The sequence below is a fragment of the Solwaraspora sp. WMMD792 genome (genome assembly GCF_029626105.1).
Lineage (GTDB): Bacteria > Actinomycetota > Actinomycetes > Mycobacteriales > Micromonosporaceae > Micromonospora_E.
This window is the reverse complement of record NZ_JARUBH010000009.1, coordinates 935,764-962,351: the sequence shown is the minus strand read 5'-3', so window position 1 is coordinate 962,351 and position 26,588 is coordinate 935,764. Positions and strand designations below refer to the sequence as shown.

Annotated in this window: 26 protein-coding genes; 9 read left to right on the top strand and 17 right to left on the bottom strand. The window is 71.8% G+C overall.

Annotation, left to right across the window (positions count from 1 at the left end; all coding sequences use genetic code 11):
- Window positions 1–118: 118 nt before the first annotated feature.
- From O7629_RS05915 to O7629_RS05905, 3 genes are all read right to left on the bottom strand, one after another.
- Window positions 119–1,306, bottom strand: coding sequence for an acyl-CoA dehydrogenase family protein (locus tag O7629_RS05915; RefSeq protein ID WP_278167977.1), 1,188 nt, complete (start codon window positions 1,304–1,306; stop codon window positions 119–121).
- Window positions 1,303–2,526, bottom strand: a complete 1,224-nt coding sequence (locus tag O7629_RS05910) for an acyl-CoA dehydrogenase family protein (RefSeq protein ID WP_278167976.1) — start codon at window positions 2,524–2,526, stop codon at window positions 1,303–1,305. The genes O7629_RS05915 and O7629_RS05910 overlap by 4 nt, the downstream gene beginning before the upstream one ends.
- Window positions 2,527–2,674: 148 nt before the next feature.
- Window positions 2,675–3,568, bottom strand: a complete 894-nt coding sequence (locus O7629_RS05905) for an alpha/beta hydrolase (RefSeq protein WP_123600609.1) — start codon at window positions 3,566–3,568, stop codon at window positions 2,675–2,677.
- Window positions 3,569–3,706: 138 nt separating this feature from the next.
- On the opposite strand from O7629_RS05905, the gene O7629_RS05900 reads away from it, so the two are divergent.
- From O7629_RS05900 to O7629_RS05865, 8 genes are all read left to right on the top strand, one after another.
- Window positions 3,707–4,774, top strand: coding sequence for a DUF2855 family protein (locus O7629_RS05900; protein WP_278167975.1), 1,068 nt, complete (start codon window positions 3,707–3,709; stop codon window positions 4,772–4,774).
- Between the two features lie 110 nt (window positions 4,775–4,884).
- Window positions 4,885–5,460: a GNAT family N-acetyltransferase gene (locus O7629_RS05895; protein ID WP_278167974.1), complete on the top strand. Its 576-nt coding sequence runs from the start codon at window positions 4,885–4,887 to the stop codon at window positions 5,458–5,460.
- 183 nt (window positions 5,461–5,643) lie between these two features.
- The gene (locus O7629_RS05890) at window positions 5,644–6,669 is read left to right on the top strand and encodes a hypothetical protein (protein ID WP_278167973.1); all 1,026 of its coding nucleotides are present in this window, start codon (window positions 5,644–5,646) and stop codon (window positions 6,667–6,669) included.
- A 391-nt stretch (window positions 6,670–7,060) separates the two neighbouring features.
- Window positions 7,061–7,591, top strand: coding sequence for a GNAT family N-acetyltransferase (locus O7629_RS05885; protein WP_278167972.1), 531 nt, complete (start codon window positions 7,061–7,063; stop codon window positions 7,589–7,591).
- Window positions 7,592–7,908: 317 nt separating this feature from the next.
- On the top strand, window positions 7,909–8,043 hold the full coding sequence (locus tag O7629_RS05880) for a hypothetical protein (RefSeq protein WP_278167971.1): 135 nt from the start codon (window positions 7,909–7,911) through the stop codon (window positions 8,041–8,043).
- The gene (locus O7629_RS05875) at window positions 8,040–8,288 is read left to right on the top strand and encodes a hypothetical protein (RefSeq protein WP_278167970.1); all 249 of its coding nucleotides are present in this window, start codon (window positions 8,040–8,042) and stop codon (window positions 8,286–8,288) included. Before O7629_RS05880 ends, O7629_RS05875 begins: the two co-directional genes overlap by 4 nt.
- Complete coding sequence (locus O7629_RS05870; protein ID WP_278167969.1) at window positions 8,285–9,049, top strand: GPP34 family phosphoprotein; 765 nt, start codon at window positions 8,285–8,287, stop codon at window positions 9,047–9,049. Before O7629_RS05875 ends, O7629_RS05870 begins: the two co-directional genes overlap by 4 nt.
- On the top strand, window positions 9,046–9,693 hold the full coding sequence (locus tag O7629_RS05865; protein WP_278167968.1) for a GNAT family N-acetyltransferase: 648 nt from the start codon (window positions 9,046–9,048) through the stop codon (window positions 9,691–9,693). The genes O7629_RS05870 and O7629_RS05865 overlap by 4 nt, the downstream gene beginning before the upstream one ends.
- Before the next feature lie 63 nt (window positions 9,694–9,756).
- Here the strand turns inward: O7629_RS05865 and O7629_RS05860 are convergent, their stop codons facing one another.
- On the bottom strand, window positions 9,757–11,001 hold the full coding sequence (locus O7629_RS05860; RefSeq protein WP_278167967.1) for a glycosyltransferase 87 family protein: 1,245 nt from the start codon (window positions 10,999–11,001) through the stop codon (window positions 9,757–9,759).
- Window positions 11,002–11,032: 31 nt separating this feature from the next.
- Between O7629_RS05860 and O7629_RS05855 the strand changes: the two genes are divergently transcribed.
- Window positions 11,033–11,611, top strand: a complete 579-nt coding sequence (locus tag O7629_RS05855) for a GNAT family N-acetyltransferase (RefSeq protein ID WP_278167966.1) — start codon at window positions 11,033–11,035, stop codon at window positions 11,609–11,611.
- 50 nt (window positions 11,612–11,661) lie between these two features.
- On the opposite strand, the gene dapB is transcribed toward O7629_RS05855, so the two are convergent.
- The 13 genes from dapB to infB all read right to left on the bottom strand — a co-directional run bounded on the left by dapB (window position 11,662) and on the right by infB (window position 26,578).
- Window positions 11,662–12,426, bottom strand: coding sequence for a 4-hydroxy-tetrahydrodipicolinate reductase (gene dapB / locus O7629_RS05850; RefSeq protein ID WP_278174421.1), 765 nt, complete (start codon window positions 12,424–12,426; stop codon window positions 11,662–11,664).
- Window positions 12,427–12,521: 95 nt separating this feature from the next.
- Window positions 12,522–13,889 carry a pitrilysin family protein gene (locus tag O7629_RS05845; RefSeq protein WP_278167965.1) on the bottom strand — a complete coding sequence of 456 codons (1,368 nt, stop codon included), beginning with the start codon at window positions 13,887–13,889 and terminating at the stop codon, window positions 12,522–12,524.
- 11 nt (window positions 13,890–13,900) lie between these two features.
- On the bottom strand, window positions 13,901–16,246 hold the full coding sequence (locus O7629_RS05840; protein WP_278167964.1) for a polyribonucleotide nucleotidyltransferase: 2,346 nt from the start codon (window positions 16,244–16,246) through the stop codon (window positions 13,901–13,903).
- A 239-nt stretch (window positions 16,247–16,485) separates the two neighbouring features.
- On the bottom strand, window positions 16,486–16,755 hold the full coding sequence (gene rpsO, locus O7629_RS05835; RefSeq protein WP_123600601.1) for a 30S ribosomal protein S15: 270 nt from the start codon (window positions 16,753–16,755) through the stop codon (window positions 16,486–16,488).
- Window positions 16,756–16,961: 206 nt separating this feature from the next.
- Window positions 16,962–17,924 (bottom strand): bifunctional riboflavin kinase/FAD synthetase, encoded by a 963-nt coding sequence (locus O7629_RS05830; RefSeq protein ID WP_278167963.1) that lies wholly within the window; start codon window positions 17,922–17,924, stop codon window positions 16,962–16,964.
- Window positions 17,925–17,986: 62 nt separating this feature from the next.
- A complete protein-coding gene (gene truB, locus O7629_RS05825) occupies window positions 17,987–18,871 on the bottom strand; it encodes a tRNA pseudouridine(55) synthase TruB (RefSeq protein ID WP_278167962.1) in 885 nt (294 codons plus the stop codon).
- Between the two features lie 68 nt (window positions 18,872–18,939).
- Complete coding sequence (locus O7629_RS05820; protein ID WP_278167961.1) at window positions 18,940–20,304, bottom strand: MATE family efflux transporter; 1,365 nt, start codon at window positions 20,302–20,304, stop codon at window positions 18,940–18,942.
- Between the two features lie 420 nt (window positions 20,305–20,724).
- Window positions 20,725–20,943: a DUF6186 family protein gene (locus tag O7629_RS05815; protein ID WP_278167960.1), complete on the bottom strand. Its 219-nt coding sequence runs from the start codon at window positions 20,941–20,943 to the stop codon at window positions 20,725–20,727.
- Window positions 20,940–21,347, bottom strand: a complete 408-nt coding sequence (locus O7629_RS05810; protein WP_278167959.1) for a hypothetical protein — start codon at window positions 21,345–21,347, stop codon at window positions 20,940–20,942. The genes O7629_RS05815 and O7629_RS05810 overlap by 4 nt, the downstream gene beginning before the upstream one ends.
- Before the next feature lie 122 nt (window positions 21,348–21,469).
- Complete coding sequence (locus O7629_RS05805) at window positions 21,470–22,504, bottom strand: bifunctional oligoribonuclease/PAP phosphatase NrnA (RefSeq protein WP_278167958.1); 1,035 nt, start codon at window positions 22,502–22,504, stop codon at window positions 21,470–21,472.
- Window positions 22,501–23,034 carry a 30S ribosome-binding factor RbfA gene (rbfA, locus tag O7629_RS05800; protein WP_278167957.1) on the bottom strand — a complete coding sequence of 178 codons (534 nt, stop codon included), beginning with the start codon at window positions 23,032–23,034 and terminating at the stop codon, window positions 22,501–22,503. The genes O7629_RS05805 and rbfA overlap by 4 nt, the downstream gene beginning before the upstream one ends.
- Before the next feature lie 100 nt (window positions 23,035–23,134).
- Window positions 23,135–23,428 carry a DUF503 domain-containing protein gene (locus O7629_RS05795; protein ID WP_278167956.1) on the bottom strand — a complete coding sequence of 98 codons (294 nt, stop codon included), beginning with the start codon at window positions 23,426–23,428 and terminating at the stop codon, window positions 23,135–23,137.
- 189 nt (window positions 23,429–23,617) lie between these two features.
- Window positions 23,618–26,578, bottom strand: a complete 2,961-nt coding sequence (gene infB, locus O7629_RS05790; RefSeq protein ID WP_278167955.1) for a translation initiation factor IF-2 — start codon at window positions 26,576–26,578, stop codon at window positions 23,618–23,620.
- Window positions 26,579–26,588: the final 10 nt, after the last annotated feature.

Genomic DNA, 26,588 nt, shown 5'->3' with positions numbered 1-26,588 from the left:
AACCAGATTGAAGACTCGGGCGGTCATCAGAGGATGGGTCAAAGATCATGCATTACAGATGCATGATCTTTGACTCGATGGCGGACGCGGGCCGGCCGACCGGGCCGGGCACGACCGGTCAGGCCACGTCCGGGCCGGGCAGGTCGACCAGCCGGGCCAGCGCCGCGCGGTGCCGGTCGGGCGTACCGAACATGACGGCGTTGCTCTTGGCCCGTTTCAGGAACACGTGGGCCGGGTGCTCCCAGGTGAACCCGATTCCGCCGTGCAACTGCACGCAGGTCTCCGCCGCGGTGACCGCGACCGCCGAGCAGTGCGCCGCGGCGACGGCCGCCGCCAGCTCCGTCTCGGCGTCAACGGGTGCCGGGCCCGGTGGCTGCGTAGCCGCGACGCGGTCAGCGGCGTACCGGGCCACCGCCCGGGCCTCGGCGATACCCACCCAGACATCGGCCAGCCGATGCTTGACCGCCTGGAACGAGCCGACCGGGCGACCGAACTGGAACCGCTCGCGGACGTAGCGGACCGTACTGTCCAGACACCACTCGGCGACCCCCACCTGCTCCGACGCGAGCATCGCCGCACCGGCCACCAGCCCGTCGCGTACCGCCACGACCGCCGCCGAACCGCCGGCGAGCCGGACCGCCGGGGCGGCGGTCAGGTCGACGTCGCCGAGCGGCCGGGTGCCGTCCAGCGACACCACCGGGGAGATCCGCACTCCCGGGTCGGAGGCCCGGACCGCGTAGAGCCCGTCCCGGGCCGGGACGAGCAGCAGATCGGCGGGGAGCGCGTCGGCGACACTGGTCACCGCGCCGGAAACGGTAGCCGCGCCGGAGACAGTCGCCGCGCCGGGAACGGTCGCCGCGCCGGAGCCCGCGCCCGGTGCCGCCGCTGGCCCGGCCTCGACCGTCGGCCAGTCGTCTCCCGGTGCGGTCGACACCGGCACCACCAGCACCGCGCGGGTACGACCGGCCGCGACCGGGGCGAGCAGCTCGGTCGCACCGCAGCGCAGCAGGGCCCGGGTGGCGACCACCGCGCTGCCCAGATAGGGCACCGGCGCCACGGCCCGGCCCAGCTCCTCCAGAACCACGGCGACCTCCCGAAGACCGGCGCCGGCACCGCCGTACTCCTCGGGCACCGCCAGCCCGACGACGCCCAGCTCGTCGGCGAGCCGCTGCCAGAGTCGCGGGTCGTACGGCTCGTCGGCGGCCAACCGGGCCAGCACGCGCCCGGTCGGGCTGACCGCCGCACACAACGCGCGGACACTCGCCCGCAGCGCCTCTTCGGTCTCGTCGTAGAGCAGATTCGTCATCGGTCCACCCGGGGTTCGCTCGGCAGGCCGAGCACCCGCTCGGCGATGACATTGCGCAGGATCTCCGAGGTTCCACCTTCGATGGAGTTGCCGCGGGCCCGCAGGTAGCGGTAGGTGGCGGTCCGGCCGAGCAGGTCCGGCTCCTCGGGGCGGCGCATCGTCCAGTCGTCGTGCCGCAGGCCGGCCGCGCCACTTACCTCGATCTCCAGGCCGCTGATCAGCTGGTTCAGCTCGGCGAAGCTGAGCTTCACCGCGGAGCCCTCCGGTCCGGGCTGTCCCGCGACCAGCTGCTGACGCAGGCGCAGCGCGGTCAGCCGGGCCGCCTCGGCCCGGACCCACAGCCGCAGCAGATCCTGGTGCGGGCCGGTACGCCGAACCTCCGGATGCCGGCGCCACACGTCGGTGAGAACGCCGATCATGCCGCCTTCGCGGGCCAGCGGCCGGCCGCCGATGGCGACCCGCTCGTTCATCAGCGTGGTACGGGCGACCTGCCAGCCCTCGCCCACCTCGCCGATCCGCATGGCATCGGGCAGCCGGACCCCGGTGAGGAAGACCTCGTTGAACTCGGCCTCACCGGTCAGCTGGCGCAGCGGACGAACCTGCACTCCCGGTGCGGTCATGTCGCAGACGAAGTAGGTCAACCCGGCGTGGCACCGGCCGGTGGAGCTGGTGCGGGCGAGCAGGATCGCCCACCGGGCCCGGTGGGCGAGCGACGTCCAGACCTTCTGACCGTCGACCAGCCAACCGTCGCCGGACCGCTCGGCGCGGGTCGCCACCGCAGCCAGGTCGGAGCCGGCGTCGGGCTCGCTGAACAGCTGGCACCAGATCTCCTCACCGGTCCAGAGCGGGCGCAGCCAGCGCCGCTGCTGCTGTGGCGTACCGTGGCGCAGTAGCGTCGGCGCAGCCATCCCGAGGCCGATGCTGTTGCGGCGCGGGCGGTTGTCCGGGGCACCCGCCCGGGTGAACTCGTCGTCGACGACCGCCTGCAGATGCCAGGGCAGGCCCAGCCCGCCGAGGCCGACGGGATGATGCACCCAGGCCAGCCCGGCATCGAACCGGGCCCGCAGGAAGGCGGTCCGGTCCCCGGTCCGGTCGTGCCGGCGGAGGAACCCGGCCACCACGCCACGCAGCTGATCCGGGTCGCGGAGCCGATCCGGGTCGCCGGGCTGGTCCGAGTCACGGAGCTGGTCGGTGTCGGTGTCGGTGTCGGTGTCCGGCACGGCAACCTCCGAGAATTGTTTCTGCACTCTGACTGCAATTTAGCCGACAGGTCGCGGACACGGAAGCAGCACGGGGTGACGGAACGGTGCGGGGTGGTCGCCCGGTCGGCGACCACCCCGCACCCCGCCTGCCTGCCTACCTGCCGGATCAGAAGGGACAGGTGCTGCGGTACTCCTCGATCGCCAGACCGGACGGCCCCGGGCAGAGGAACTGCGTGTACCGGGTGTCGTCGTCCACGAAGCGCTTCAGCCAGGCCACCCCCTGCTTGGCCAGCTCGGTGTTCGGGACCTGTGGGAAGAGATGCCCCTCGCCGTTCAGCTCCAGGTACGCCTTCTCCGTCCAGGCCGGGATCGAGTCGTAGAAGGGCTTCGCGTGGCTGTAGACCGGGGCGATCGTGTCGTACTCGCCGCCGACGATCAGCGTCGGCACTGCGACGGTGGTCCAGGTCTTGTCCGTGTTCCACGGTGCGATCGGCACCGCGGCCCGCAGCGACGGCCGGTCGACGGCGGCCTCCAGGCTGCCCCCGCCGCCCATGGAGTGACCAGCCACCGCGAGCCGGTCAGGGTCGATCCGGGTCCGCACCGGGCTCCGGTCGACCAGGTAGTCGAGCGCGGCCAGCAGCTGGCGACCCCGGCTGCCCGGCTGGTCGAACCGGCTCTCGGTCTCGATGCCGATGACCACGAAACCATGCGAGGCGATCCGCGGGCCGAGCCAGGCAAGACTCGACCAGCTCGCGGTGTAGCCGGGCGAGATGGCGACCGCGCCGAAGGTTCCCTCACTGGTGGTCGTCGGGTAGTAGATGACCCCGCCGTCGAAGCCGCTGACCAGCGACGAGACCGACTGCTGGCTGGTGGCGAACGGGCCGCGGCTGGCCTCCAGGATCGCGTGCGTGGGTGCCGGGCCGCGCTGGTACGGATTGGTCTGCGCCTGCGCCGGGGCGGCCGCCGCGACACCCGCGACGGCAACCAACGCGACGGTCAGGCAGAGCCGGGTCACGAAGCCCGGGACGGGACGCGCACCGCTCATGATGGTGGGACGCATGCCAGATCCTCCTCAAGGACGGAAGGCTATCGACACACATCAGTCTCTGTGGCGCCGTCCGCGTACCGCATCGGTAGAATCACCGGCCTGCCCGCTGGAACGTTGTGCGGTCGTCGCCACCTGCCCTAGCGTCGCGGCATGGCTCCCAGCTGGACATTGGCGGTCGCGCGCGACGACCTCACCCGAACCGTCCTGGTCGACAGGCCGGCACCCGACCCCGCCGACGGCGAAGCGGTGCTACGAGTCGACCGGGTCGGGGTGACCGCGAACAACGTGACGTACGCGGTACTCGGCGACGCCCTGCGATACTGGCGGTTCTTCCCACCCGAGCCGCACGGGCTGGGGCCGGACCACGGGCTCGTTCCGCTCTGGGGATTCGCCGAGGTGGTCGCGTCGAGGGTCACCGGGGTGATCGCCGGCCAGCGGCTCTACGGCTACCTGCCGCCCGCCCGCCACCTGGTCGTGCGTCCCGGCCGGCTGGACCCGACCGGGTTCCGCGACGTCAGCGAACACCGAAGCGAACTCCCGTCGCCCTACAACGCGTACCGGCTGACCACAGGCGACGAAGCGTACCGCGCCGACGAGGAGGATCTGCTGATCCTCTACCGGCCGCTCTTCTTCACCTCGTTCATGCTCGCCGACCGTCTCGTCGACAACGACTGCCACGGCGCCTCGACCGTGGTGCTCTCCTCCGCCTCCAGCAAGACCGCGTACGCCGCCGCGTTCGAGTTGCGAGGCCGCGGCCCGCGACTGGTCGGCCTCACCTCACCCGGAAACGTCGCCTTCACCGAGTCACTCGGCTGCTACGACCAGGTGCTGCCGTACAACGGCGTGGCCGCGCTCGACCGGATCCCGACCGTCTATCTCGACCTGTCCGGCGTACCGGCGACCCGCGCCGCCCTGCACGCGCACCTCGGCGACCGGCTGGTCCGGGACGTGGCGGTGGGTCTGACCAACCAGACCCCGAACGCCGATGCCGCCGGCGAGGTCTTCTTCGCCCCGGCCCAGATGCGCAAACGCACCGTCGACTGGGGTCGCGACGGCCTCGACCGGCGCTTCGCCGACGCCTGGCGGCGGTTCGCCACCAGCGTCACCGGATGGGTCGACATCAGGGTCGGCCACGGGCCGGATGCCCTGCGCAGCGCCTGGCTGGAGGTCCTAGCCGGTCGCACCCCGCCCCGGGTGGGCCAGGTGGTCCAGCTCTAGCCACGCTCCGACCGCGCTATAACCGCCTCTGGCCGCACCGCGTCCGGCGCCGGCCGACACCCGGCCGGCGCTGCTGGACGTCGGTTGTGAAACAGGATAGAAATCCCCATATGCCAGAAGTCAGGCAGGAGACCCCGGAGGACGCCGACGCGATCGCCGGGGTCCACGTGCGCGCGTGGCAGGCCGGCTACGCGGGCCTGATCCCCGCCGACGTGCTCGACCGGCTCAATGTCGCCGCCTGGGCGCAGCGCCGCCGCGACGTCGGCACCGCCGACCCGGAGCAGCCATTCCGCACCCTGGTCGCCACCGAAGGCGAGCAGATCGTCGGGTTCAGCACCTTCGGCCCGTACCGGATCGACCAGGACCGGGACCAGCTCGATCCGACGTACGGCGAGATCGTCAGCATGTACGTCGACCCCGTCCACTGGGGCACCGGAGTCGGTCGGCTCCTGCTCACCGCATCGATCGCCGGCCTGACCGGGCAGGGCTGGCGCACAATGCGACTGTGGGTGCTCGACGGCAACCAGCGGGCCCGGCGGTTCTACCAGGCAGCCGGGCTGCGCCCGGACGGGGAACGCAGCGTCTACCAGGTGCCCCGCTCACCCGGCCAGACCCCGGTCGGGCTCGACGAGGTGCGCTACCTGGCCCGGATCGCCGGCGACCGGATCCTCACCCTGGCCGGCTGACATGTGATCGGAAGAGTTCGTCATCCGCCCTACGAGGGCCACGAGAGCCCGCCAGCGGCCGGCCGGTCCACCGCAGTCCCGTCCGTGAATCTCGTGAACTTTGACGGGTGGTCGCTTGCGGACAGCCGCCGGCACCGCTCACTCGGTAGCTTGCGGTGGGGACACCGACACGCGGAGGTTCTGGTGGACAGGGCGTCGGCAACGCTGGTCGAGCTGTTGCAGCTTGCGGAGTGGGGGCCACGACAGTTTGTGGCGGCGATCAATGCAAGGCTCTCCAGTCAGGGGCGGGATCGACTCCGGCTCGACCCGACTGCCGGATACGCCTGGGTACGACGCGGGTTCTGCCCTCGGCAGCCCATTCCGGACCTGGCTGCGGCTGTGCTCTCCGACCGGCTCGGCTACCCGGTTTCCGTAGCTCAACTGTGGCCAGGGCGAGGCGGCATGGCGACCCGGCGACAATCGGCAGTCGATGACCTCGGCTCGATGGCGCATCTTGACGATCTGCTGCGTGAACTCGGCCGACTCGCCGTCACCACACCCGCGCCGAGCAGCCCGATCGCTGATGCGTCCGGCGCTGACCTGACGGCTGTGATTCTCGATCAGCTCCGGGGAGCTGTCCTCGCGGCGCGCAATCGCGCCGGCCATGAGTACGTGCTCGCGGAGCAGGTGGACCTGATCGAAGCGCACGTCGCGGCGTTGCGCCAACTCGACGACCGCCAGGGCGGCGGCACGTTGAGTCTTCGATACGTCACGGCAGAGCTGCGCAACGTGGTTGATCTCGTCGATCACGCGAACTATGACGCGGCGACCGGCCGGCGACTGCTGGCCATCGTCGCCGATCTGGCACAGCTCCTGGGCTGGCTGCACTTCGATTCCAGTCGCTACGGCTCTGCCGAGCGGTATCTGCTGCTGAGCGTCGGCGTGTGCCGGGCGTCCGGCGCGAGCGACCGGGCGGCCAACGCCATCGGGATGCTGAGCTACGTGTCGGCTTTCGCCGGCCACGGCGCGCACGCTGTCCGGCTGGCGGAGGCTGCCGCCGCTGAGGGGCGTTCCCCGTACCGGCGGTTGCGGGCTCGACTGTTGGGACGAGAAGCCACCGCTGCGGCAGCTGACGGGGACCTGTCCAGGTTCGTCGGTCCGCTGATCGGGCTATCGAAGCGCTCGACCATGGTCAGGATTCGGCGGAAGCGTCGTTCCTGTACTACCTGAATCCCGAGCAGCTCACTGCCGAAACCGGGCAGGGACTGGTCGTCCTCGCGGAGCGGACCACCGCGAATCGCAGCCGGCTCCTCGACGAGGGGATCAACCTGTTGACGGGTGCCGTCACCACCATGATCACTCCACGCCGGGCCGGTGGTGCGCCTCCATATGCACGGTCCGGCCTGCTGCACCTCACGTTCCTCGCCAGGGCGCACCTCCTCCGCGGCGACGCGCCGGAAGCCGTGGCGGTCATGCGGGCCGGCCTGGGGCTGCTGCCGCTGGTGCAGTCGCCACGCGGGCGGAGCTAGCTCCGAGGGCTCCGCCCGATGCTGGCCCGTCGGTCCCGCTCCGCACCGGTAGCTGAATTCCTTCCGGAGTTCGATGCGGCATTATCGAGGATGTGAGGAACAGTCACACCGCGCTCCCTGCCGGGTTTGCTCTGCTCGAACGCAGCGTGCAACACCCGGACGCGGCGCTCCTGCTGCGCAGCTTCTACCAGGAGCAGGTTGGCCGGTACGGCTTCGCTGAGCCGGTGACTCTTGACCCGGCGGCGTTCGCTGCTCCGAACGGCATCTTCCTCGTCGCCTACGGGCCGGGCGGCCCGGTCGGCTGTGGTGGTTGCCGCTGGTACGAGCGGGACACCGGCACGGTCGAGATCAAAAAGACGTTCCTCCTTCCCGAGGCACGCGGCCTCGGGATCGGAAAAGCGCTGTTGACCTGCCTCGAAGATCAGGCGGCCAGGTGGGGTGCGCGGCGAGCAGTCCTCGAAACCGGCGTACGCAACACCGACGCGCTTACGTTTTTCGCCGAGCGCGGTTATCAGCCAATTGATGCGTACGTTGCTGGCCGCGATCCGGCGATCAACAGGGCCTTTATGAAGTGTTTGCCTCCGGTCTCCGAGCCGGCAGTCGAGCGAGTCACCTCCCGATAGCGATCACTCATCATCCTCCTCCCGGTTGAGCAAATCGCCGCGTTTGAAGTTCACGTAGTTCACCCGCTACTCCAATCATTCCCGGTGTTCACGGCTCGGGCGCATTCCCAGATCGTCTCGATACTGGTCGACTGAATCTGCGACCCGCTCTCACATCATCGACGCCGTCGCAAGGTGAACGGATCGCACGATCAAACACCGAATTCGCGTCTGCTCTTGGAGGAGCGTTGTGGATTTTCTTTGCGACCGTGGCCGGTTTTCTCGTTGGCGTGGTGGGTGGGTTCGTGTTGTGTCGGTGTCGGCACCGGTGGTGTCCGGTGTGCGGGCAGACCTTGACCTGCCCGGACTGCACCGCCCCGATCGAGCGGGCCTGGGGCACCACGCCACCACCACCGCAGTCGGGCCCACGCGGGCGGCGGTGGCGCAACCAGGCCGGGGTGCAGCACCGGTGACCGGCCGCGACGACGGGCTGCACGTGCCCGTACGGCCAATCTGGTCCTGTTCCGGGTGCGGGCCGCAGGTCGACTGGCCCTGCGAGTACGCGCGGGCCGAGTTGACCGCAAACCTGGACCCGATCTCCCGCAGCATGTACGCGGCCGAGCGGATGGTCGAGGCGATCACCGACCTACCCGAGGAGGCGACGCCGGGGGAACTGTTCACCCGGTTCCTGGCCTGGACGAGGCGGGCCCGCCGGTGACCGTCTACCGCACCTGCACCCGCGACTGGTCAACGCCATCACCCGCAGCGGCACCGGCGGTGCTGGCGGAGCCGGCCGTACCGCTGCCGTCGACCGGGTGGCTCGCCGACGAACTGTTCCTCATCGCCCACGACGACGTCACCGGCGCGCTACGCGTGCCGGCCCGGACCATTCGGCGTGGGCTGGCCGCCGCGATGCTCGCCGACCTGGCCCTCGTCGGCGCGGTCACGGTCGCCGCGACCGGCATGGTCGTCACCGGCACGGCCGCGCCAGGTGCCGTTGACCCGTGGGGGCGTACGGTGCTGCGCTGGATCGACACCGACCCACCGCACCCGCCGGCCGCCTGGATCGACCGGCTCGCCGGGCACGCGTACCGCACGGTCGCCGACCGGCTCACCATCGCCGGGGTGGTCCGGCCGCGTACGGTCCGCCGCTGGTGGTGGCGTCGGGACACCGCATACCCGCCGGTGGACACGAACGCCGCCGCCTGGCCATGGGCGCGGCTGACGATGCGGGTACGCCGCCGCACCCGCCTCAGCGCGCACGACAGCACGCTGACCCGACTCTGCCTGGCGACCGGACTCGACGGCCACATCCTCGGCGTGGACACCCTCACCGCCCGTCGGCAGCTGCGGCAGCTGCTCACCCCCGTACCGCCGGGGATCGACGAGCTGGTGCGGCATCTTGCCGCCGCCGACGGACAGAGCCGGCACAGCCAGCACGACCGGCGGAGCCGGCACGACCGACAGGGCCGGCGGTGACCGCGACCGCCGGCCCCGCCGGCACGGTGCGGGTGCGGCGGGCCGGGGTGGACGACGTACCGCGCCTGGCCCGGGTGCTGGTCGACGCGTTCGTAGACACCCCCGACGCCCGCTGGCTGATCCCCGGCACGGCACGGCGGCGGGACGTCTACCAGCGGCTCTGCCCCGGCCTGCTGGCCCAGGCGATGACCGACGGCACCGTCCACACGACGATCGACCGGGCCGCAGCGGCGCTGTGGCTGCCGTACCCGATCGCCCACACCACCACCGACCGGCAGACCGCCCGGCTACGACGCATCAGCGGCCGCCACGCCGACCGGTTCCTCCAACTCGCCGCCCTGCTCCACACCCACGCGCCGCGCCAACCACACACCTACCTGGCGTACCTCGGGGTGGCACCGCACCGGCAGCGCAATGGCATCGGCGGTGCGCTACTACGTCACCGACACCGGATCTGCGATACCGCCGGCATCGCCAGCTACCTCGTCGCCACCAGCCCCGCCGCCCGCGACCTCTACCTACGCCACGGCTACCGACCCACCACCCGACACCCGCTGGCGTTACCCGACAACGGCCCGCCGCTGTGGCCGATGTGGCGGCAGCCGCAGCCGACCAGCCCAACCACCGGCACCGCCGCACGATGACCCGGCATCCGGCGTCGAGGTGAGGCTGACGCACGTCAAGTTCGAAGATGACGTGCGTCAGCCTCACCTCGATGTGATCGGTCGACCGGCGGCCGGCGCCGGCCAGCGGGCGGACCGGTCCAGCTGGCGCACCGGCAGGAACAGCAGGAGCCCCAGGCTCACCCACACGTACGCGTTGCTGCCGACGAAGCCGGCCACGTTCGCGGCGTCGGATTCGCGCCAGATCCACACCAGCCGGCTGATCAGCAGCAGATAGCCGACCACGGCGAAGCCGAGCAACGCCCGCCGCCGCCGACTGCCCCGCGCTGCGGCCAGCCCGTTGTCCACCAGCAGGATCAGCGCCGGCAGCAACCACACCAGGTGGTGCACCCAGGTGACCGGGCTGACCAGGCAGCCGACCACGCCGGTCAACGCCAGCCCGGTCGCCTCGTCGCCGGCGGCGACCGCGCGGCGGCACCGCCACGCCCACCAGATCAACGTGACCAGCACCAGCACCAGCCAGGCGACGGTACTCGGATGCAGCGGATCGATCCGGGCGACGACTCCGCGCAACGACTGGTTGGAGACGAAGTCCAACGCACCTACCCGGTCGGTGTTCCACAGCGCCTGCGTCCAGAACTCCCGGGACGCGTCCGGGGCGACCGCCGCCGCGACCAGCGTCGCCACGGTCGCCGTACCGGCGGCAGTGACCGCCGCCCGCCACCGCCGGGTGACCAGCAGGTAGACGATGAAAATGCCCGGGGTCAGCTTGATCGCCGTCGCCAGGCCGACCCCGACCCCGGCGAACCGGCGCCAGCGCGCCGGCACCGGCGACCCGGCCGCGACCAGCCACAGCAGGTCGGCCGCGACCAGCACCAGCAGCAGCGTGTTGACCTGGCCGAAGTTCACCGTCTCACGCATCGGCTCGTACGCGGCCACCAGGCAGCCGGCGACCGCGAAGGCGAACCAGCGGGTCCAGCCCTCGCGGCGGGAGATCGGGTCGACCAGCCACCACAGCACCAGCGCGCTGGTCACCACGGCGAGCGTCACGCTCACCACGATCGCCAGATGCCACGGCAGGACCGCCATCGGCGACATCACCAGCGCGGCGAACGGCGGGTAGGTGAACCCGTACTGGCTGAACGGCTTCATGTGGTCGTAGAGCTGGCCGCCGTCGCGCAGCCAGTGGTGCATCGCCCCGTAGTAGACCTTGAGGTCGAAGAAGCCGTGCCGTTCGGCGGCGACGGCGAGGAAGCCGGCGACGACGACCGCCAGCACCGCGACGATCGCCACCCGCCGACCGGTGCCCCCGGCGGCCCGCTGCGGCATGGCCGCCCCCCTGTCCGTACGCTGACCACTCATGGCGCTCGGATATGTCCGTCCTGCCCGACCGGGCGACGCTGGTGAGATCGCCCGCATCCAGTTGACCACCTGGCGGGTCGCCTACCGGCGGCTGCTGCCCCGGCAGGTGCTCGACGAGGTGGACGAGGACTGGCTGGCGCAGCGGTGGGACGCCGCGATCAACGATCCGCCGTCGCAGCGGCACCGGGTGCTGGTCGCCGTCGAGCAGGCCGAGCAATCCTATCTGGTGGGCTTCACCGCGTCCGGCCCGGCCGACGAGCAGGCCCTGGCCCCCGAGGAACCGGCCGAGGCGCTCGGTGACCGGGTCGCCGCCGTCACCGACCTGCTGGTCGAGCCGCGCTGGGGTCGGCGGGGACACGGTAGCCGGCTGCTCGCCGCCGCCGTGGACCTGTGGCGCACCGACGGCTTCGACACCGCGCTCGCCTGGGCGTACGAACGGGACCCGGCGACCCGCAAGTTCCTCGGCTCGGCCGGCTGGGAGCCGGACGGGGCGACGCGGGCGTTGGACGTGGCCGACATGCTGGTGCCGCAGCTACGGCTGCACGTGGCGGTCCCACCGGCCGCCGAGGAGCAGTGACCCGGCCAGCCGAGGAGAAGTGACCTGGCCAGCCGGGGACCCGGTAGGGCTCAGTCGAGCAGGCTGTCCAGCCCGACGGTCAGCCCGGGGCGGCGCGTCACGGCCCGTACCGCCAGCAGCACTCCGGGCATGAACGACGCCCGGTCGTAGGAGTCGTGCCGGATCGTCAGGGTCTCCCCCGCCGTGCCGAACAGCACCTCCTGGTGCGCGACCAGGCCGGCCGCCCGTACCGAATGCACCCGGATCCCGTCGATGTCCGCGCCCCGCGCGCCCGGCACCTCGGCGGTGGTGGCGTCCGGCATCGCGGCCGACCCGGCGGCGGCCCGGGCCGCCGCGATCACCCGCGCCGTGTGCCCGGCCGTGCCGCTGGGCGCGTCCACCTTGGCCGGGTGGTGCTGCTCGATGATCTCGACGGACTCGAAGTACCGTGCCGCCTTCGCCGCGAACTGCATCATCAGCACCGCGCCGATGCCGAAGTTGGGGGCGATCACCACGCCGATCTCGGGCTTGTCGGACAGCCAGGAGCGGACCAGGTCGAGGCGCTGGTCGGTGAACCCGCTGGTCCCGACGACCACGTTGATCCCCTGGTCGATGCACCAGCGCAGGTTGTCCAGCACCGCGTCGGGGTTGGTGAAGTCGACGACCACCTCGGCGGCGGCGTCCGAGGCGTCGGACAGCCGGTCTCCCTCGTCGATCGCGGCGACGAGGGCGAGTCCGTCGGCCCCCTCGACCGCCCGGCAGACCTGCACGCCCATCCGGCCGCGGGCTCCGAGCACGCCGACCCGGACCAGCCCGTCGGACGACGGGGCGGCCACCCCGGACCCGCCCGGGGAAACTGTCACATTCGTACCGTCTTCGCTCACCGGCACAACCTATCCCACCGGCGGGGACGGCGGTCCGGCCAGCGCCCCTACCCCACCGGCGAGGGCTGCGCGCCGGCCAACGTCGCGGACTCCACCGGGCCGATCACCGCCAGGGACATCGGCCGGGTGAGCAGCTCGGCGGCGACCGCGCCGACCTGTTCGGCGGTCACCGCCGCCACCCGTGCGAGCAGCTGGTCCACGGTCAACTGCTCGCCGTAGAGCAGCTCCCCCTTGGCCAGCCGACCCATCCGCGACCCGGTGTCCTCCAGGCCCAGCACGTACCCGCCCCGGCTCATGCCCTTGCCCCGGGCCAGCTCGTCGGAGCTCAGCCCGTGCTCGACGACCGCCGCCAGCTCCGCCCGGACCAGCTCCAGCACCTCGTCGACCCGGCTCGGCGCACAACCGGCGTAGACGGCGAACGTCCCGCCGTCGGCGTACTGGCTGGCGTACGAGTAGACCGAGTACGCCAGCCCTCGGCGTTCCCGCACCTCCTGGAACAGCCGGCTGGACATGCCACCGCCGAGGACGTTGTTCAGCACCCCGAGCGCGAACCGACGGTCGTCGCCGCGACTGATACCCGGGCCGCCGAGCACCAGATGGGCCTGCTCGGTCTCCTTACGGCGCAGCACCGTGCGGGGCCGACGGGTGCGCACCGCCGGGGTGGCCGGGCGCAGCGGTGCCGGCGCACCGGGCCGTTCGGCGTCCAACGGGCTGCCCCGCAGCGCCGCCCGTACCTGGCGGACCACCGCCCGGTGGTCGAGGTTGCCGGCGGCGGCGATCACCATCGCCCCCGGCGTGTATCGGCGCCGGTAGAAGTCGTGGATCTGCCGGCGGGTCAACGCCGAGATCGTCGCCTCGGTGCCGGAGATCAGCCGGCCGAGCGGGTGCGGGCCGAAGACGGCCTCGGCGAGCAGGTCGTGGACCTCGTCGTCGGGCTCGTCGTCGTGCATGGCGATCTCTTCGAGGATCACGCCACGTTCGGTCTCCACGTCGGCCGGGTCGATCACCGAGTTGGCCACCAGGTCACAGACGACGTCGACGGCCAGCGGCAGGTCCTCGTCGAGCACCCGGGCGTAGTAGCAGGTGTACTCCTTGGTGGTGAAGGCGTTGGTCTCGCCGCCCACGGCCTCGATCTGCGATGAGATCTCCCACGCGGTACGTCGCTTCGTCCCCTTGAACAGCAGGTGTTCCAGGAAGTGCGAGGCACCGGATCGGGCCGGGGTCTCGTCGCGCGAGCCGACCCCGACCCACACGCCGAAGGAGACGCTGCGCATCGCCGGAATCGCCTCGGTGATCACCCGCAGCCCGTTGGGCAGCACGGTACGGCGTACCGTGCCGCCCAACGGGTCGGCGGTGAGTGTCCGGGTCACCGGCCGGGACAGGCCCCGGCCGGTGACCGGTTCGGTCCGGGCCATCTTGGCCGGCGTCAGCTGTGCCGGTTACGTCGGCGGCGCTCGCCGCCCTCGCCACCGTCACCCCGGCTGGGGCCCCGGTCGCCACGGTCGCGGTCACCGCGATCGCGCGGCCCCCGGTCGCCACGGTCGCGGCCACCGGGACGCTCGCCGCCGTCGGACGCGGCCGGCGCCTCCGCGCCTTCCGGGCGGACCTTGTCCAGGTAGATCTTGCCCCGGGCGTCGATGTCGGCGATCTGCACCTCGACCTTGTCGCCGACGTTGAGGTGGTCCTCGACCCGCTCGACCCGCTTGCCGTCGCCCACCTTGGAGATGTGCAGCAGGCCGTCGCGGCCGGGCAGCAGCGAGATGAACGCGCCGAACGCGGCGGTCTTGACGACCGTGCCGAGGAACTTGTCGCCGACCTTCGGCAGCGTCGGGTTGGCGATCGCGTTGATCCGCTCGACTGCGGCCTCGGCGGCCGGCCCGTTGGTGGCGCCGACGTAGATGGTGCCGTCGTCCTCGATCGAGATGTCCGCGCCGGTCTCGTCCTGGATCGCGTTGATGGTCTGGCCCTTCGGGCCGATCACCATACCGATCTTGTCGACCGGGATCTTCACCGTGGTCACCCGGGGAGCGTGCTCGCTCATCGCGGCCGGGCCCTCGATCGCCTGGCGCATGACCTCCAGGATGGTCATCCGGGCCTCACGGGCCTGCTGCAGGGCACCGGCGAGCACGTCCGACGGGATGCCGTCGAGCTTGGTGTCCAGCTGCAGCGCGGTGACGAACTCGGGAGTGCCGGCCACCTTGAAGTCCATGTCGCCGAACGCGTCCTCGGCGCCGAGGATGTCGGTCAGCGTGACGTACCGGGTCTGCCCGTCGACCTCGTCGGAGATCAGGCCCATCGCGATCCCGGCCACCGGGGCCTTCAGCGGCACCCCGGCCGACAGCAGCGACAGCGTGGAAGCGCAGACCGAGCCCATGCTCGTCGAACCGTTGGAGCCGAGCGCCTCGGACACCTGACGGATCGCGTACGGGAACTCCTCACGCGTCGGCAGCACCGGCACCAGGGCCCGCTCGGCGAGCGCGCCGTGGCCGATCTCCCGCCGCTTCGGCGAACCGACCCGGCCGGTCTCGCCGGTGGAGTACGGCGGGAAGTTGTAGTTGTGCATGTAGCGCTTGGACTTCTCCGGGGAGAGGGTGTCCAGGGTCTGCTCGAGCCGGAGCATGTTGAGTGTGCTGACCCCGAGGATCTGCGTCTCGCCGCGCTCGAACAGCGCCGAGCCGTGCACCCGGGGCAGCACCCCGACCTCGGCGGTGAGCGGGCGGATGTCCCGCGGGCCACGGCCGTCGATGCGTACCTGCTCGCGCAGCACCCGGGACCGGACCTCGGACTTGGTCAGCGACCGGAAGGCCGCGCCGACCTCCTTCTCCCGGCCCTCGAACTGCTCGCCGAGCTCGCCGGCGACCTTGTCCTTGATCCGGTCCAGCGCGTCCTCACGCTCCGCCTTGGAGGCGATCTTCAACGCCTCGGCGACCTCGTCGCGGCCGGCGGCCACGACCGCGTCGTAGACGTCGTCACCGTAGTCGAGGAAGACCGGGAAGTCGGCGACCGGCTTCGCCGCCACCTCGGCCAGCTCGCTCTGCGCCCGGCACAGCTCGCGGATGGTCGGCTTGGCCGCCTCCAGCCCGCTGGCCACCACGTCCTCGGTGGGGGCGGTGGCGCCACCGGCGATCAGCCCGACCGCGTGCGGAGTGGCCTCGGCCTCGACCATCATGATCGCCACGTCGCCGTCCGGCAGGGCCCGGCCGGCGACCACCATGTCGAAGGTGGCCCGGGACAGCTCGTCCAGGGTCGGGAAGGCCACCCACGCGCCGTCGACGTGGGCGACGCGGGTCGCCCCGATCGGGCCGGAGAACGGCAGGCCGGACAGCTTGGTGGACATCGACGCCGCGTTGATCGCGATCACGTCGTACGGGTGGGCCGGGTCCAGCGCCAGCACGGTGGCCACCACCTGGACCTCGTTGCGCAGGCCCTTGGCGAACGTCGGGCGCAGCGGCCGGTCGGTCAGCCGGCAGGTGAGGATCGCCTCCTCGCTGGGCCGGCCCTCGCGGCGGAAGAACGAGCCGGGGATCCGCCCGGCGGCGTACATCCGCTCCTCGACGTCGACGGTGAGCGGGAAGAAGTCGAGGTGCTCACGCGGCTGCTTGCTGGCGGTGGTCGCGGAGAGCACCACGGTGTCGCCCAGCTGGGCGATCACCGAGCCGGCGGCCTGGCGGGCCAGCCGTCCGGCGGAGAAGGTGACCTCGCGGGTGCCGAAGGCTCCGTTGTCGATCACGGCGGTGCTGCGTTGGGTGCCGAGATTGTGCTGCTCGGTCATGGTCGGGTCGCGCTCCTTTACGCGTCGTGGGCCACGACCTCGGGGAGCTGCTCAACCGGCCGGTCATCGATCGAAGCGCCCGGGGGAGCCGGCGTGATGGCCGGCTGGCCCGGGGGCCACTACCGAGGACCGGTACGTTGACCGGCTCCCTTCGACGGGTGGGGTCGTGGTGCCCGGTGTGTCGAATGGTGGTGGTGCGGCGCGGCGGGGTCGCGGACGACCGCCGCCGCGCCGCTACGTCACCGCCGCAGGCCGAGCCGCTCGATGAGCGACCGGTAGCGGTTGATGTCCTTCTTCTGCAGGTAGTTGAGCAGCCGGCGGCGCCGGCCGACCAGCAGCAGCAGACCACGACGGCTGTGGTGGTCCTGCTTGTGCACCTTGAGGTGCCCGGTGAGGTCGGCGATCCGCTTGGTGAGCACCGCGACCTGGACCTCCGGCGAACCGGTGTCCGCGTCGGCGGTGGCGTACTCCTCGCGGATCTTGCGCTTGGCTTCCTGATCGAGCGCCATGGTCTCCCTGAATCTGTGTGGGGTCGTCCCTCGCCTCGCACCCGCGGCGTCGTGCAGGCAGGCGAGACGAATCGTCGGTGGTCCGACGCTGTGTTCAGGCTACCAGCCGGTCGGCACGGGGGCTGGCAAGGCCACGGTGCGTCGTATCGCCGCTGCCCACCGGGGTTGCCGACGCCGGGGTGCCAGGCCCCGCTCGTCGGCTCGGGTCAGGCCCCGAGCACCGTCCGGACCTGGGCGACGTCCTCGTTCATCTGGGCGACCAACGGACCGACCCCGTCGAACCGGCGGGTCTCCCGCAACCGGGCGACGAAGTCGATCGCCACCTGCTCGCCGTAGATGTCCCGGTCGAAGTCGAGGACGTACGCCTCCACCCGGCGGTCGCGGCCGGCGAAGGTGGGGTTGGTGCCGATGGAGGCCGCGGCCGGCAGCCCGGGGCCTCCTCCGCTGAGCCCGTCCGGGCGGACCGGGCCGTCCGAGCGCACCAGCCGGGCCGCGTAGATGCCGTCCGCCGGCACCGCCGCGTACCGCGGGGTGAGCAGGTTCGCGGTGGGAAAGCCGATCTCCCGGCCGCGACGGTCGCCGCGGACCACCACCCCTTCGAGGCGGTGCGGCCGGCCGAGTGCGGCGGCGGCGGCGGTCACGTCCCCGGCGTCGATACAGGCCCGGATGTACGTCGACGAGAAGACCGTACCGCTGTCGGTGACCAGGCTGGCGTCCTCCACGGCGAACCCGAACCGGCGACCGAGCCGCGCCAGCAGCGCGACGTCGCCGGTGGCCCGGTGCCCGAACCGGAAGTTCTCCCCCACCACCACCACGGCGGCGTGCAGGTGCTCGACCAGCAGGTCGTGGACGAACTGCTCGGCGGTCAGCCGGGAGAACTCGACGGTGAACGGCAGCACGCAGAGCACGTCCACGCCGAGCGATTCGATCAGCTCGGCCTTGCGGGCCGGCCCGGTGAGTACCGCCGGATGGCTACCGGGCCGCACCACCTCTGCCGGATGCGGGTCGAAGGTCACCACCACGGACTGGATACCGAGGTCACGGGCCCGCTTGACGGCGTGCCCGATGGTTGCCTGATGCCCGCGGTGGATGCCGTCGAACACCCCGATGGTGACCACCGCGCGGCCCCAGCCGCCACCGGCCGCCTCCACTCCCCGCCACCGCTGCATGATGCCTCCCGCCTGTGCCGCCAAGGTTTGCCCAACCGGGTGACCGGCCGGGTTCGATGCTGTCACGCCGGCGCGAGCACGATCTCCGCCCGGGCCCGGCCGTCGCGTTCCGACACCACCGCGAGCAGTTCGCCGTCCGGGGCGTAGACCGCGTACGGCCCGGGCCGGCCGACCGGCGTTATCGGACCACCGTGGCCGAGCACCCGGGCCTCCTCCGCGCCGACCTCACGGCTGGTGAGGAGCCGACCAGCGGCGGCCGCCATGGGCAACTGCACCACGTCCGGTGCCCGCTGCTCAAGCTCGGCCAGGGTGGCGGCTTCGGCCGCCGTGAACCCGCCGACCGCGGTCCGGCGCAGCGCGGTGAGGTGCCCACCGACGCCGAGCGCGGCCCCCAGGTCCCGGGCGATGGCCCGAATGTACGTGCCGGACGAGCAGGCCACCTCGACGTCGACGTCGACGCTGCCGTCGGTCGGCGGGTGGACGGCGACCGCGTCGAGGCGGGAGATGGTCACTCGGCGGGCGGCCAGCTCGACCTGCTCACCGGAGCGGACCCGCCGGTACGCCCGCTGTCCGTTGATCTTGATTGCGCTCACGGCGCTGGGCACCTGGTCGATTTCCCCGGTCAGCGCCGCCAGGCCGGCCCGGATCCGCTCCTCGGTGACACCGTCCACCGACGACCGGTCGGTGACCTCCCCCTCGGCGTCGTCGGTCACCGTCGACACGCCGAGCCGGATGGTGGCCGTGTAGGTCTTGCCGACGCCGAGCACGTAGGTGAGCAGCCGGGTGGCCCGGTTCACCGCGACCACCAGCACGCCGGTCGCCATCGGATCCAGGGTGCCGCCGTGGCCCACCCGCCGGGTGCCGGCCAACCGCCGGATCCGGGCGACGACGTCGTGCGAGGTCATCCCGGCCGGCTTGTCGACCACGATCAGTCCGTGCGTACTCACGACTGCCAAGCCTGCCAGATCCCGATGCGCCGTGGCGATCAGGTCCGGCCGGCCGACGGCCGTGGCGATCAGGTCCGGCCGGCCGGCACGCCGAGCACCGTCCACCGCGGCGACTTCAGCCGGTGGACCAGCCCGACCAGCCGGACCAGCATGAACACCGCCAGCCCGGCCCAGATGCCGGCCAGACCGAGGTCGAGCAGGTAGCCGGCCCAGATGACCGGCAGGAATCCGCCGAGCGCGCCACCGATCGTGAGGTCACGCAGGTAACGCAGATCACCCGCCCCGATGAAGACCCCGTCGAGAGCGAAGACCACCCCGGCTACCGGCTGCAACGCCACGAACCACGGCCAGATGACCATCGCCTGGTCGTGCACCCCGGGGTCGGGGCTGAACCAGCCGGGAATCACCGGGGCACCGACGGCGAACAGCACCGCGAACCCGACGCCGGCAACGGCGCCGAACAGCACCAGCCGGCGGGCGAGCAGCCGGGCGCCCGCCGCGTCTCCGGCGCCCAGCGCCGCGCCGACCAGCGACTGCCCGGCGATCGCCAGCGCGTCCATCGCCAGCGCGGTGAAGAACCACAGCTGGATGGCGATCTGGTGGGCACCGACCTGGATGGTGCCGTACCGGGCCGCGACTGCGGTGGCGGACAGGAAGCTCACCTGGAACGCGGCACCTCGGATCAGCAGGTCACGTCCGACGGTGAGGTGGGTCAGCAGGAGGTGCGGCCGGGGGCGCAACGGTGCCCCGGCCGTCACCAACGCCCGGACGAAGAGCAGACCGCCCAGGGTCTGCGCGACGACGTTGGCCACCGCCGATCCGGTCAGCCCCAGACCCAGCGGGTAGACCAGCACCGGGCAGAGCACAGCGGAGACGACGTTGGCCGCCAGCACGTACCGCACCGGACGGCGGGTCTCCTGCACCCCGCGCATCCAGCCGTTGCCGGCGGCAGCCAGTAGCAGACCCGGCGCGCCCCAGGCAGCGATCCGCAGCCACTGCTCGGCGGCGTCGGCGACCGGGCTGTGCTGCCCGGCGAGCCCAGCGGTGATCGGACCGGCCAGGATCTGCAGCGCCACGGCGAGCAGCAGTCCGGCGAACGCCCCGAGCCAGGACGCCTGGACTCCCTCGGCCAGGGCGGCGGACCGGTCGCCGGCGCCGTAACGGCGGGCGGCACGGCCGGTGGTGCCGTACGCCGCGACGGTGCCGAGCCAGGCGGCGACCGACATCACGGTGCCGCCCACCGCGACGGCGGCGAGGGCCACCGGCCCGAGACGGCCGACGACGGCGGTGTCGACGAGGACGTAGATCGGCTCGGCCGCCAGCACGACAAAAGCGGGCAGTGCCAGGCGCACGATCCGTCGGGTGGACGCCGACTGTGGTTCGGGCCCCGGGCCTGACGGTGGAGATGGGGGCGCCGTGCGGGAGGTGGCCATCGAGGTACAGCCTGACAGCCGATTGGTAAGGAGTGCTATTGCCTGGGTCACTTACCTAGGCGGATCACCGCACACCGAGGCGACGGCACCGGCCCAGGCCGTGCGGTTTCGTGCGACGGCGCGGCCGGCGGCGGCCCAGAGACGTTACTGGCGGGTATCCATCGACATCTGCAACGCCCGCCGGGCCTGCTCGCGCGCTTCGTCGGCGGATTCGGGCTTGGGCTTGCTGGGCATGACGCCACGACCTTCCCACAGGTTGACACCGGATTGCCGACGACGACACTTCCGGGATCACCGGGGCCGTGACCAGGCGGACAAGCGGCGGGCAGGTGTGGCCCGCACCACACCCAAGTTATCGTTCAGGTCCACATCCTGCGCACTGTTCCCAGAATGCGAGAGGATTATATTTGGCCACGTCGATCACCGTGCGAAGAAGTGCCACCCGACCCACCACCAGAACCCGAAGACCCCGATCCGACCAACCGGCACCCTGCCCACCTCGTACTGCATCACGTACGCGCAGACGTCACCGAACGTCGGAATCCGCGAGCCCGGCCGCCGGGCGAGCAGCTCCAGCACCCCCAACAGCGCCAGCGCGACGACGAAACCGCCGATCACCGACGCCCGGGTGGCGCTCATCGCCGCACCAGCACCCAGAACGCGGCCAGCCAGCCGAAGTACGCCGCCGACCGGGCCGCCTGACCGTCCAGCACCGGATCGGCCAGCTTGGAAAAGGTCGGGAAGTCGTCGGTCGAGCCCATCGCGAACGTGGCGCCCTCGACGACGGTGAACATCGCGACCGGCACGATCCACCACACCGCGCCGTCACCGAGTCGACGCGGGGTCGGCCGCCGTGGCACCCGGTGCGACAGACCGAACCAGATCAGCGCCCCGCCGGTGCCGATGGTGTACAGGTTCGCCGCCGTCGAGAACGACGGCAACTGCCCGCCCACCAGCGACAACACGGCAATGACCGGGATCGAGACGACCGGTCGGTCCCAGGCCCGCGGCACCTCCGCGGTGAGCTCAGACGACTGCTCCATCACTCGATTGTCCCTGGTCGGTGACGACGAGTGAAGTGTCTAGGCGGGCGGTCAAAGCTCGGTTGGCGAGATCCGGCGACCCGTGGACACCGGCCCACGCCCCGGTTCAGCGTCGAGGTCACTCAGCCAAGCTGGGCGCGGATGGCGGCGATGACCTCGTCGGCACTGCCGACGCCGGTGAAGCCGGCGGCGAGCCGATGCCCACCGCCGCCGAGCGCCACCGCCACCGCACTCACGTCGACGCCGCCCTTGCTGCGCATCGAGACCGCCCAGCCGGTCTCGCTCACCTGCTTGAGCACGCAGCTCACGTCCGCCTCGACCGTGCACCGGACCGAATCGATCAACGCCTCAAGCACGTACGGCGGCTGGTCGTAACGTTCCAGATCGGCCAGGGTGGCATGGGTCCAGACAAGACCCTGGCCCCCGGCTACCGCCGGCTCCAGGACGCTACGTTGCAGCACCGCGCCGAAGAGCTGGACCGCCCCGAAGGGTCGGCTGTCGAAGACCCGCCGGGAGACCTCGGCCGGGCTGATGCCGGTGGCCAGCAACCGGGCGGCGAACTGGTGCACCGCCGGGGTGGTCATGTCGAACCGGAACGAACCGGTGTCGGTGATCAGCGCGATGTAGAGACACTCGGCGATCTCCCGGTCCAGCGGTACGCCGAGCCGGCCGAGCAACTGGTCGACCACCACCGAGGTGGCCGCCGCGGTCGGGTCCACGAGATGGATACCGCCGAACCGGGTGTTGGAGGCATGGTGGTCGACCACGATCGCCGTCCGGGCCGTCATCCGATCGGCGAGGGTGTCCAGCCGGGACGCGCTCGCGACGTCGAAGCAGAGCGCCAGATCCGGATCGGCCCACGCCTCGTCCGGCTGGACCAGCAGGTGGGAGCCAGGCATTCCACGCAGGGACGGCGGCAGCTCCTGGTTGCCGGGAAACGCGGCCTGCACCGCGCAGCCGCCGAGCCGGGTCAGGCCCAGCCCGAAGCCGAGCATGCTGCCGAGCGCGTCACCGTCGGGATTGACGTGGCACAGCAGCAGGACCCTCCCGCCGGGCGGGACCGCACGGACTGCGGCGACCGCGGCCGCCCACTCGTCCCCGGTCGGCCCGGTCGCCTGGTCGGCGACCGGGCCGACCGGGGACGGAACGCTGATCATCGAGGTCGCCCGTCCGGATGGGGCTGGCCGGACCCGGCTGCCTCGGCGGTCGCCGCGCCCTTCGAGGCCCCCTCCGCCGGGTCCTCGTCGTCCGCTGCGTCCTCGTCGTCGTCCGACTCGGCCCGGTACGGCTGGGCGTCACCGGCGTACTCGGCGTTTGCTGCCAGCCGCTGCACCTCGGCGTCGGCGCTGCGGGCAGCGGCGAGCAGATCGTCGATGTGCTTGGCGTGCTCCTGCACGTCGTCGAGGACGAAGGTCAGCGTCGGTGAATGGCGCAGCCCGAGCGCCTTGCCGACCGTGCTGCGCAGCAGCCCGTTCGCGCTGTCCAACGCCGCCTTGGTGCCGGCCTGGGCGGCGGCGTCACCGAGGACCGTGTAGAAGACCGTCGCGTCGCGCAGATCAGCGGTGATCCGCGCGTCGGTGATGGTGATCATGCCGAGTCTGGGGTCCTTGATCTGGGTACGCACCACCGAAGCCACCAGCTCGCGCACGCGCTCCGCGTGCCTGCGCACCCGCGCCGGGTCCGTCATCTCTACCTCCGCGGTGTCCGGTCAACGTGTCGACCCTACCTGTGCGCCGTACGCCGGACCGGTCGGTGCGCCTGCGTGCCGGACCGGTCGGTGTCGTAGATCAGTCGTCGGCGCCGTAGAGCCGGCGCCGGACGGAGAGCAGCTCGATCTCGGGCCGACCGGCCACCGTCCGTTCACAGTTGTCCAGTACTTCACGTACGTGCGCCGCGTCGGCCGCGACCACGGCCACCGCGATCTCCGCCCGGCCGTGCCGGTCGAGCGCGCCGACCTCGGCGGCGGAGACCTCGAAGCGGCGCAGCGCGGCGACGATCGGGCGTACGTAGGAGCGTTTCGCCTTCAGCGACTGGGAGTCGCCCGGCAGCAGCATGTCGAAGGTGGCGGTTCCGGTGAACATCGTCCCGAAGGATACGCGGTGACCGGCGGACTCAACCGGCACCCGACGCCGACCGGCCGGCGGCACCGACGCCGACAGGCGGCACCCGACCGGCAGGGCGGCACCGACGCCGACAGGCGGCCGGCAACCGGTGAGCTGCACCGGTCGCGGACCGCCTGTCGGCGTACTGCGAGCCCTACGCCGCGCGGATCAGGTACGTACCTTCTCCCGCATCTCGAAGGTCTCGATGATGTCGCCCACCTGGATGTTGTTGTAGTTCCCCAGGGTCAGACCGCATTCGAAGCCCTCCCGGACCTCAGTCGCGTCGTCCTTGAAGCGCTTGAGCGAGCTGATGGTGACGTTGTCCGCCACCACCGCGCCGTCGCGCAGCAACCGGGCCTTGGCGTTGCGTCGGATGATGCCCGAACGGACCATACAGCCGGCGATGTTGCCGATCTTGGACGAACGGAACACGTCGCGGATCTCCGCGCTGCCCAGCTCGACCTCCTCGAACTCCGGCTTGAGCAGGCCCTTGAGCGCCGCGTCGATCTCCTCGATGGCCTGGTAGATGACGGTGTAGTACCGGATCTCCACGCCTTCGCGGTCGGCGATCTCCCGGACCTTGTTGGAGGCCCGGACGTTGAAGCCGATGATCGTCGCCGCCTCGGCGGACGCACTCGCGAGCATCACATTGCTCTCGGTGATCGCACCCACACCCCGGTCCAGGATCCGCAGCTGGACCTCGTCCGGGATGTCGAGCTTGAACAGCGCGTCCTCCAACGCCTCGACCGAGCCGGAGACATCGCCCTTGAGGATCAGGTTGAGCGAGGTCTTCTCGCCCTCCTTGATCTGCTCCATGAGCGTCTCCAGGGTGGCCCGGCCGCGCGAGTTGGCGAAGCTCGCCGCCCGCCGTCGGGCCTGCCGCTGCTCGGCGATCTGCCGCACCGTCCGGTCGTCCTGCGCGGCGAGGAAGGTGTCGCCGGCGCTGGGCACCGCGGTGAGGCCGAGCACCAGCACCGGTCGGGCCGGACCCGCCTCGGCGACCTGCTTGCCGTTCTCGTCGAGCATGGCCCGGACCCGGCCGTGCGCGCCGCCCGCCACGATCGAGTCGCCGGTACGCAGGGTGCCCTTCTGAACCAGTACGGTCGCCACCGCGCCCCGGCCCTTGTCCAGGTGCGCCTCGATCGCGATGCCCTGCGCCGGGCCGTCGACCGGAGCGGTGAGCTCGAGCGCCGCGTCGGCGGTCAGCAGCACCGCCTCCAGCAACTGATCGATGCCGGTGCCGGGCTTGGCCGCCACGTTGACGAACATGGTCTCGCCGCCGTACTCCTCGGCGACCAGACCGTACTCGGTCAACTGCTGGCGAACCTTGTCCGGGTTGGCCTCCGGCTTGTCGATCTTGTTGACCGCGACCACGATCGGCACGTCGGCCGCCTTGGCGTGGTTCAGCGCCTCGATGGTCTGCGGCATGACTCCGTCGTCGGCCGCGACCACCAGCACCACGATGTCGGTGACCTGCGCACCACGGGCACGCATGGCGGTGAACGCCTCGTGACCCGGGGTGTCGATGAAGGTCAACGCGCGGTCCACCCCGTCGTGCGGCACGTGCACCTGGTAGGCACCGATGTGCTGGGTGATGCCGCCGGCCTCGCCCTCGACCAGGTTGGTCTGCCGGATCGCGTCGAGCAGCTTGGTCTTACCGTGGTCGACGTGACCCATCACGGTCACCACCGGCGGGCGAGTGACCAGCCGGTCGGAGTCCACCTCGGCGTCGAGGTCGATGTTGAACTGCGCGAGCAGTTCGCGGTCCTCATCCTCCGGGCTGACGATCTGTACGTTGAACCCGAGGTGCTCACCCAGCAACTGCAACGTCTCGTCCGAGCAGGACTGGGTGGCGGTGACCATCTCGCCCAGGTTGAACATCTCCTGGACCAGCGACCCCGGATTAGCGTTGATCTTGTCAGCGAAGTCCGACAGCGACGCGCCACGCGACAGCCGGACCGTCTGGCCCTGGCCACGCGGCGCACCGGAACTCATCGTCGGCGCGGAGAGGTTGTCGAATTCCTGTCTGCGCTGCTTCTTGGACTTGCGGCCCCTGGTCGGACGGCCACCCGGCCGGCCGAAGGCACCCGCGGTGCCGCCGCCACGGCCACGACCGCCGCCACCGGGCCGACCGCCGCCACCGGCAGGGGCACCGCCACGGAAGCCGCCGCCGCCACCGGGACCGCCACGGTAACCGCCGCCACCGCCGCCGCCACCGGGACCGCCACGGTAACCGCCGCCGCCACCGCCGCCACCGGGACCGCCACGGTAACCGCCACCACCGCCGCCGCGGCCGCCGCCACCGGGACCGCCGGGACGACCGGCGCCACCGGGACCACCCGGGCGACCCGGGCGTTGCGACGGCATCGAGGCCGGACTCGGCCGCGGGGGCATCGACGCCGGACTCGGCCGCGGGGGCATCGACGCCGGGTTGGGCCGCTGCCCGCCACCGGCGGCGGGTCGTTGCCCGCCACCCTGGCTGATGCCGAACGGATTGTTGCCGCCCCGCGCCGGCGGGCGGGCACCCGGCCGGCCGGGTGCCCCAGGCGACGGCGCACCGGGCGTCGCCGGCCGACCACCGGCCGAGCGACCGGCTGCCGGGCTACCCGGACGCGGCGGCACCGACCCCGGCCCGGGCTTGGGTCGGGGACCGCCGTCCGCCGGGGGCTCCCGCCGGCCGGTGTCCCGCTGCTTCGCCGCCTGCTGGGCGGCCTTGACGTTGGCCTCCTGCTCGGCCTTGAGCGCTGCCGCCCGCGCCTCGGCGGCGGCCACCTCGATGTCGTGCGCACTCGCTGGCTTGGCCACCGGGGCCGCCGACGGCGGCGGACCGGGCACCGGGCCCTTGGGGCGCATCGACGACGGCGCCGCCGGCCGGCGCGGTGGCGCCGGTTTGGCGGAGACTCTCGGCTCGGTGCTGTTCGTCGGCGACGCGGCCGGTCGGGCCGGTGCCGACGGCGACGACTGGGAAGCCGCCGCGAACGCACCACGGAGGCGTCGGGCGACGGGTGCTTCCACCGTGCTCGACGCGGATTTCACGAACTCGCCCATCTCCTTGAGCTTGGCGAGAACGGTCTTGCTTTCGACCCCGAGCTCTTTGGCGAGCTCGTGTACGCGGGCCTTGCCTGCCACTGCACTCCTC

Bases quoted from the DNA above. Each gene is read 5' to 3' on its own strand.
- O7629_RS05915 (WP_278167977.1), bottom strand. From the start codon at position 1,306: ATGACGAATCTGCTCTACGACGAGACCGAAGAGGCGCTGCGGGCGAGT.
- O7629_RS05905 (WP_123600609.1), bottom strand. From the start codon at position 3,568: ATGCGTCCCACCATCATGAGCGGTGCGCGTCCCGTCCCGGGCTTCGTG.
- O7629_RS05900 (WP_278167975.1), top strand. From the start codon at position 3,707: ATGGCTCCCAGCTGGACATTGGCGGTCGCGCGCGACGACCTCACCCGA.
- O7629_RS05895 (WP_278167974.1), top strand. From the start codon at position 4,885: ATGCCAGAAGTCAGGCAGGAGACCCCGGAGGACGCCGACGCGATCGCC.
- O7629_RS05860 (WP_278167967.1), bottom strand. From the start codon at position 11,001: ATGCCGCAGCGGGCCGCCGGGGGCACCGGTCGGCGGGTGGCGATCGTC.
- O7629_RS05855 (WP_278167966.1), top strand. From the start codon at position 11,033: ATGGCGCTCGGATATGTCCGTCCTGCCCGACCGGGCGACGCTGGTGAG.
- O7629_RS05845 (WP_278167965.1), bottom strand. From the start codon at position 13,889: ATGGCCCGGACCGAACCGGTCACCGGCCGGGGCCTGTCCCGGCCGGTG.
- O7629_RS05840 (WP_278167964.1), bottom strand. From the start codon at position 16,246: ATGACCGAGCAGCACAATCTCGGCACCCAACGCAGCACCGCCGTGATC.
- rpsO (WP_123600601.1), bottom strand. From the start codon at position 16,755: ATGGCGCTCGATCAGGAAGCCAAGCGCAAGATCCGCGAGGAGTACGCC.
- O7629_RS05830 (WP_278167963.1), bottom strand. From the start codon at position 17,924: ATGCAGCGGTGGCGGGGAGTGGAGGCGGCCGGTGGCGGCTGGGGCCGC.
- O7629_RS05820 (WP_278167961.1), bottom strand. From the start codon at position 20,304: ATGGCCACCTCCCGCACGGCGCCCCCATCTCCACCGTCAGGCCCGGGG.
- O7629_RS05815 (WP_278167960.1), bottom strand. From the start codon at position 20,943: ATGAGCGCCACCCGGGCGTCGGTGATCGGCGGTTTCGTCGTCGCGCTG.
- O7629_RS05810 (WP_278167959.1), bottom strand. From the start codon at position 21,347: ATGGAGCAGTCGTCTGAGCTCACCGCGGAGGTGCCGCGGGCCTGGGAC.
- O7629_RS05805 (WP_278167958.1), bottom strand. From the start codon at position 22,504: ATGATCAGCGTTCCGTCCCCGGTCGGCCCGGTCGCCGACCAGGCGACC.
- rbfA (WP_278167957.1), bottom strand. From the start codon at position 23,034: ATGACGGACCCGGCGCGGGTGCGCAGGCACGCGGAGCGCGTGCGCGAG.
- O7629_RS05795 (WP_278167956.1), bottom strand. From the start codon at position 23,428: ATGTTCACCGGAACCGCCACCTTCGACATGCTGCTGCCGGGCGACTCC.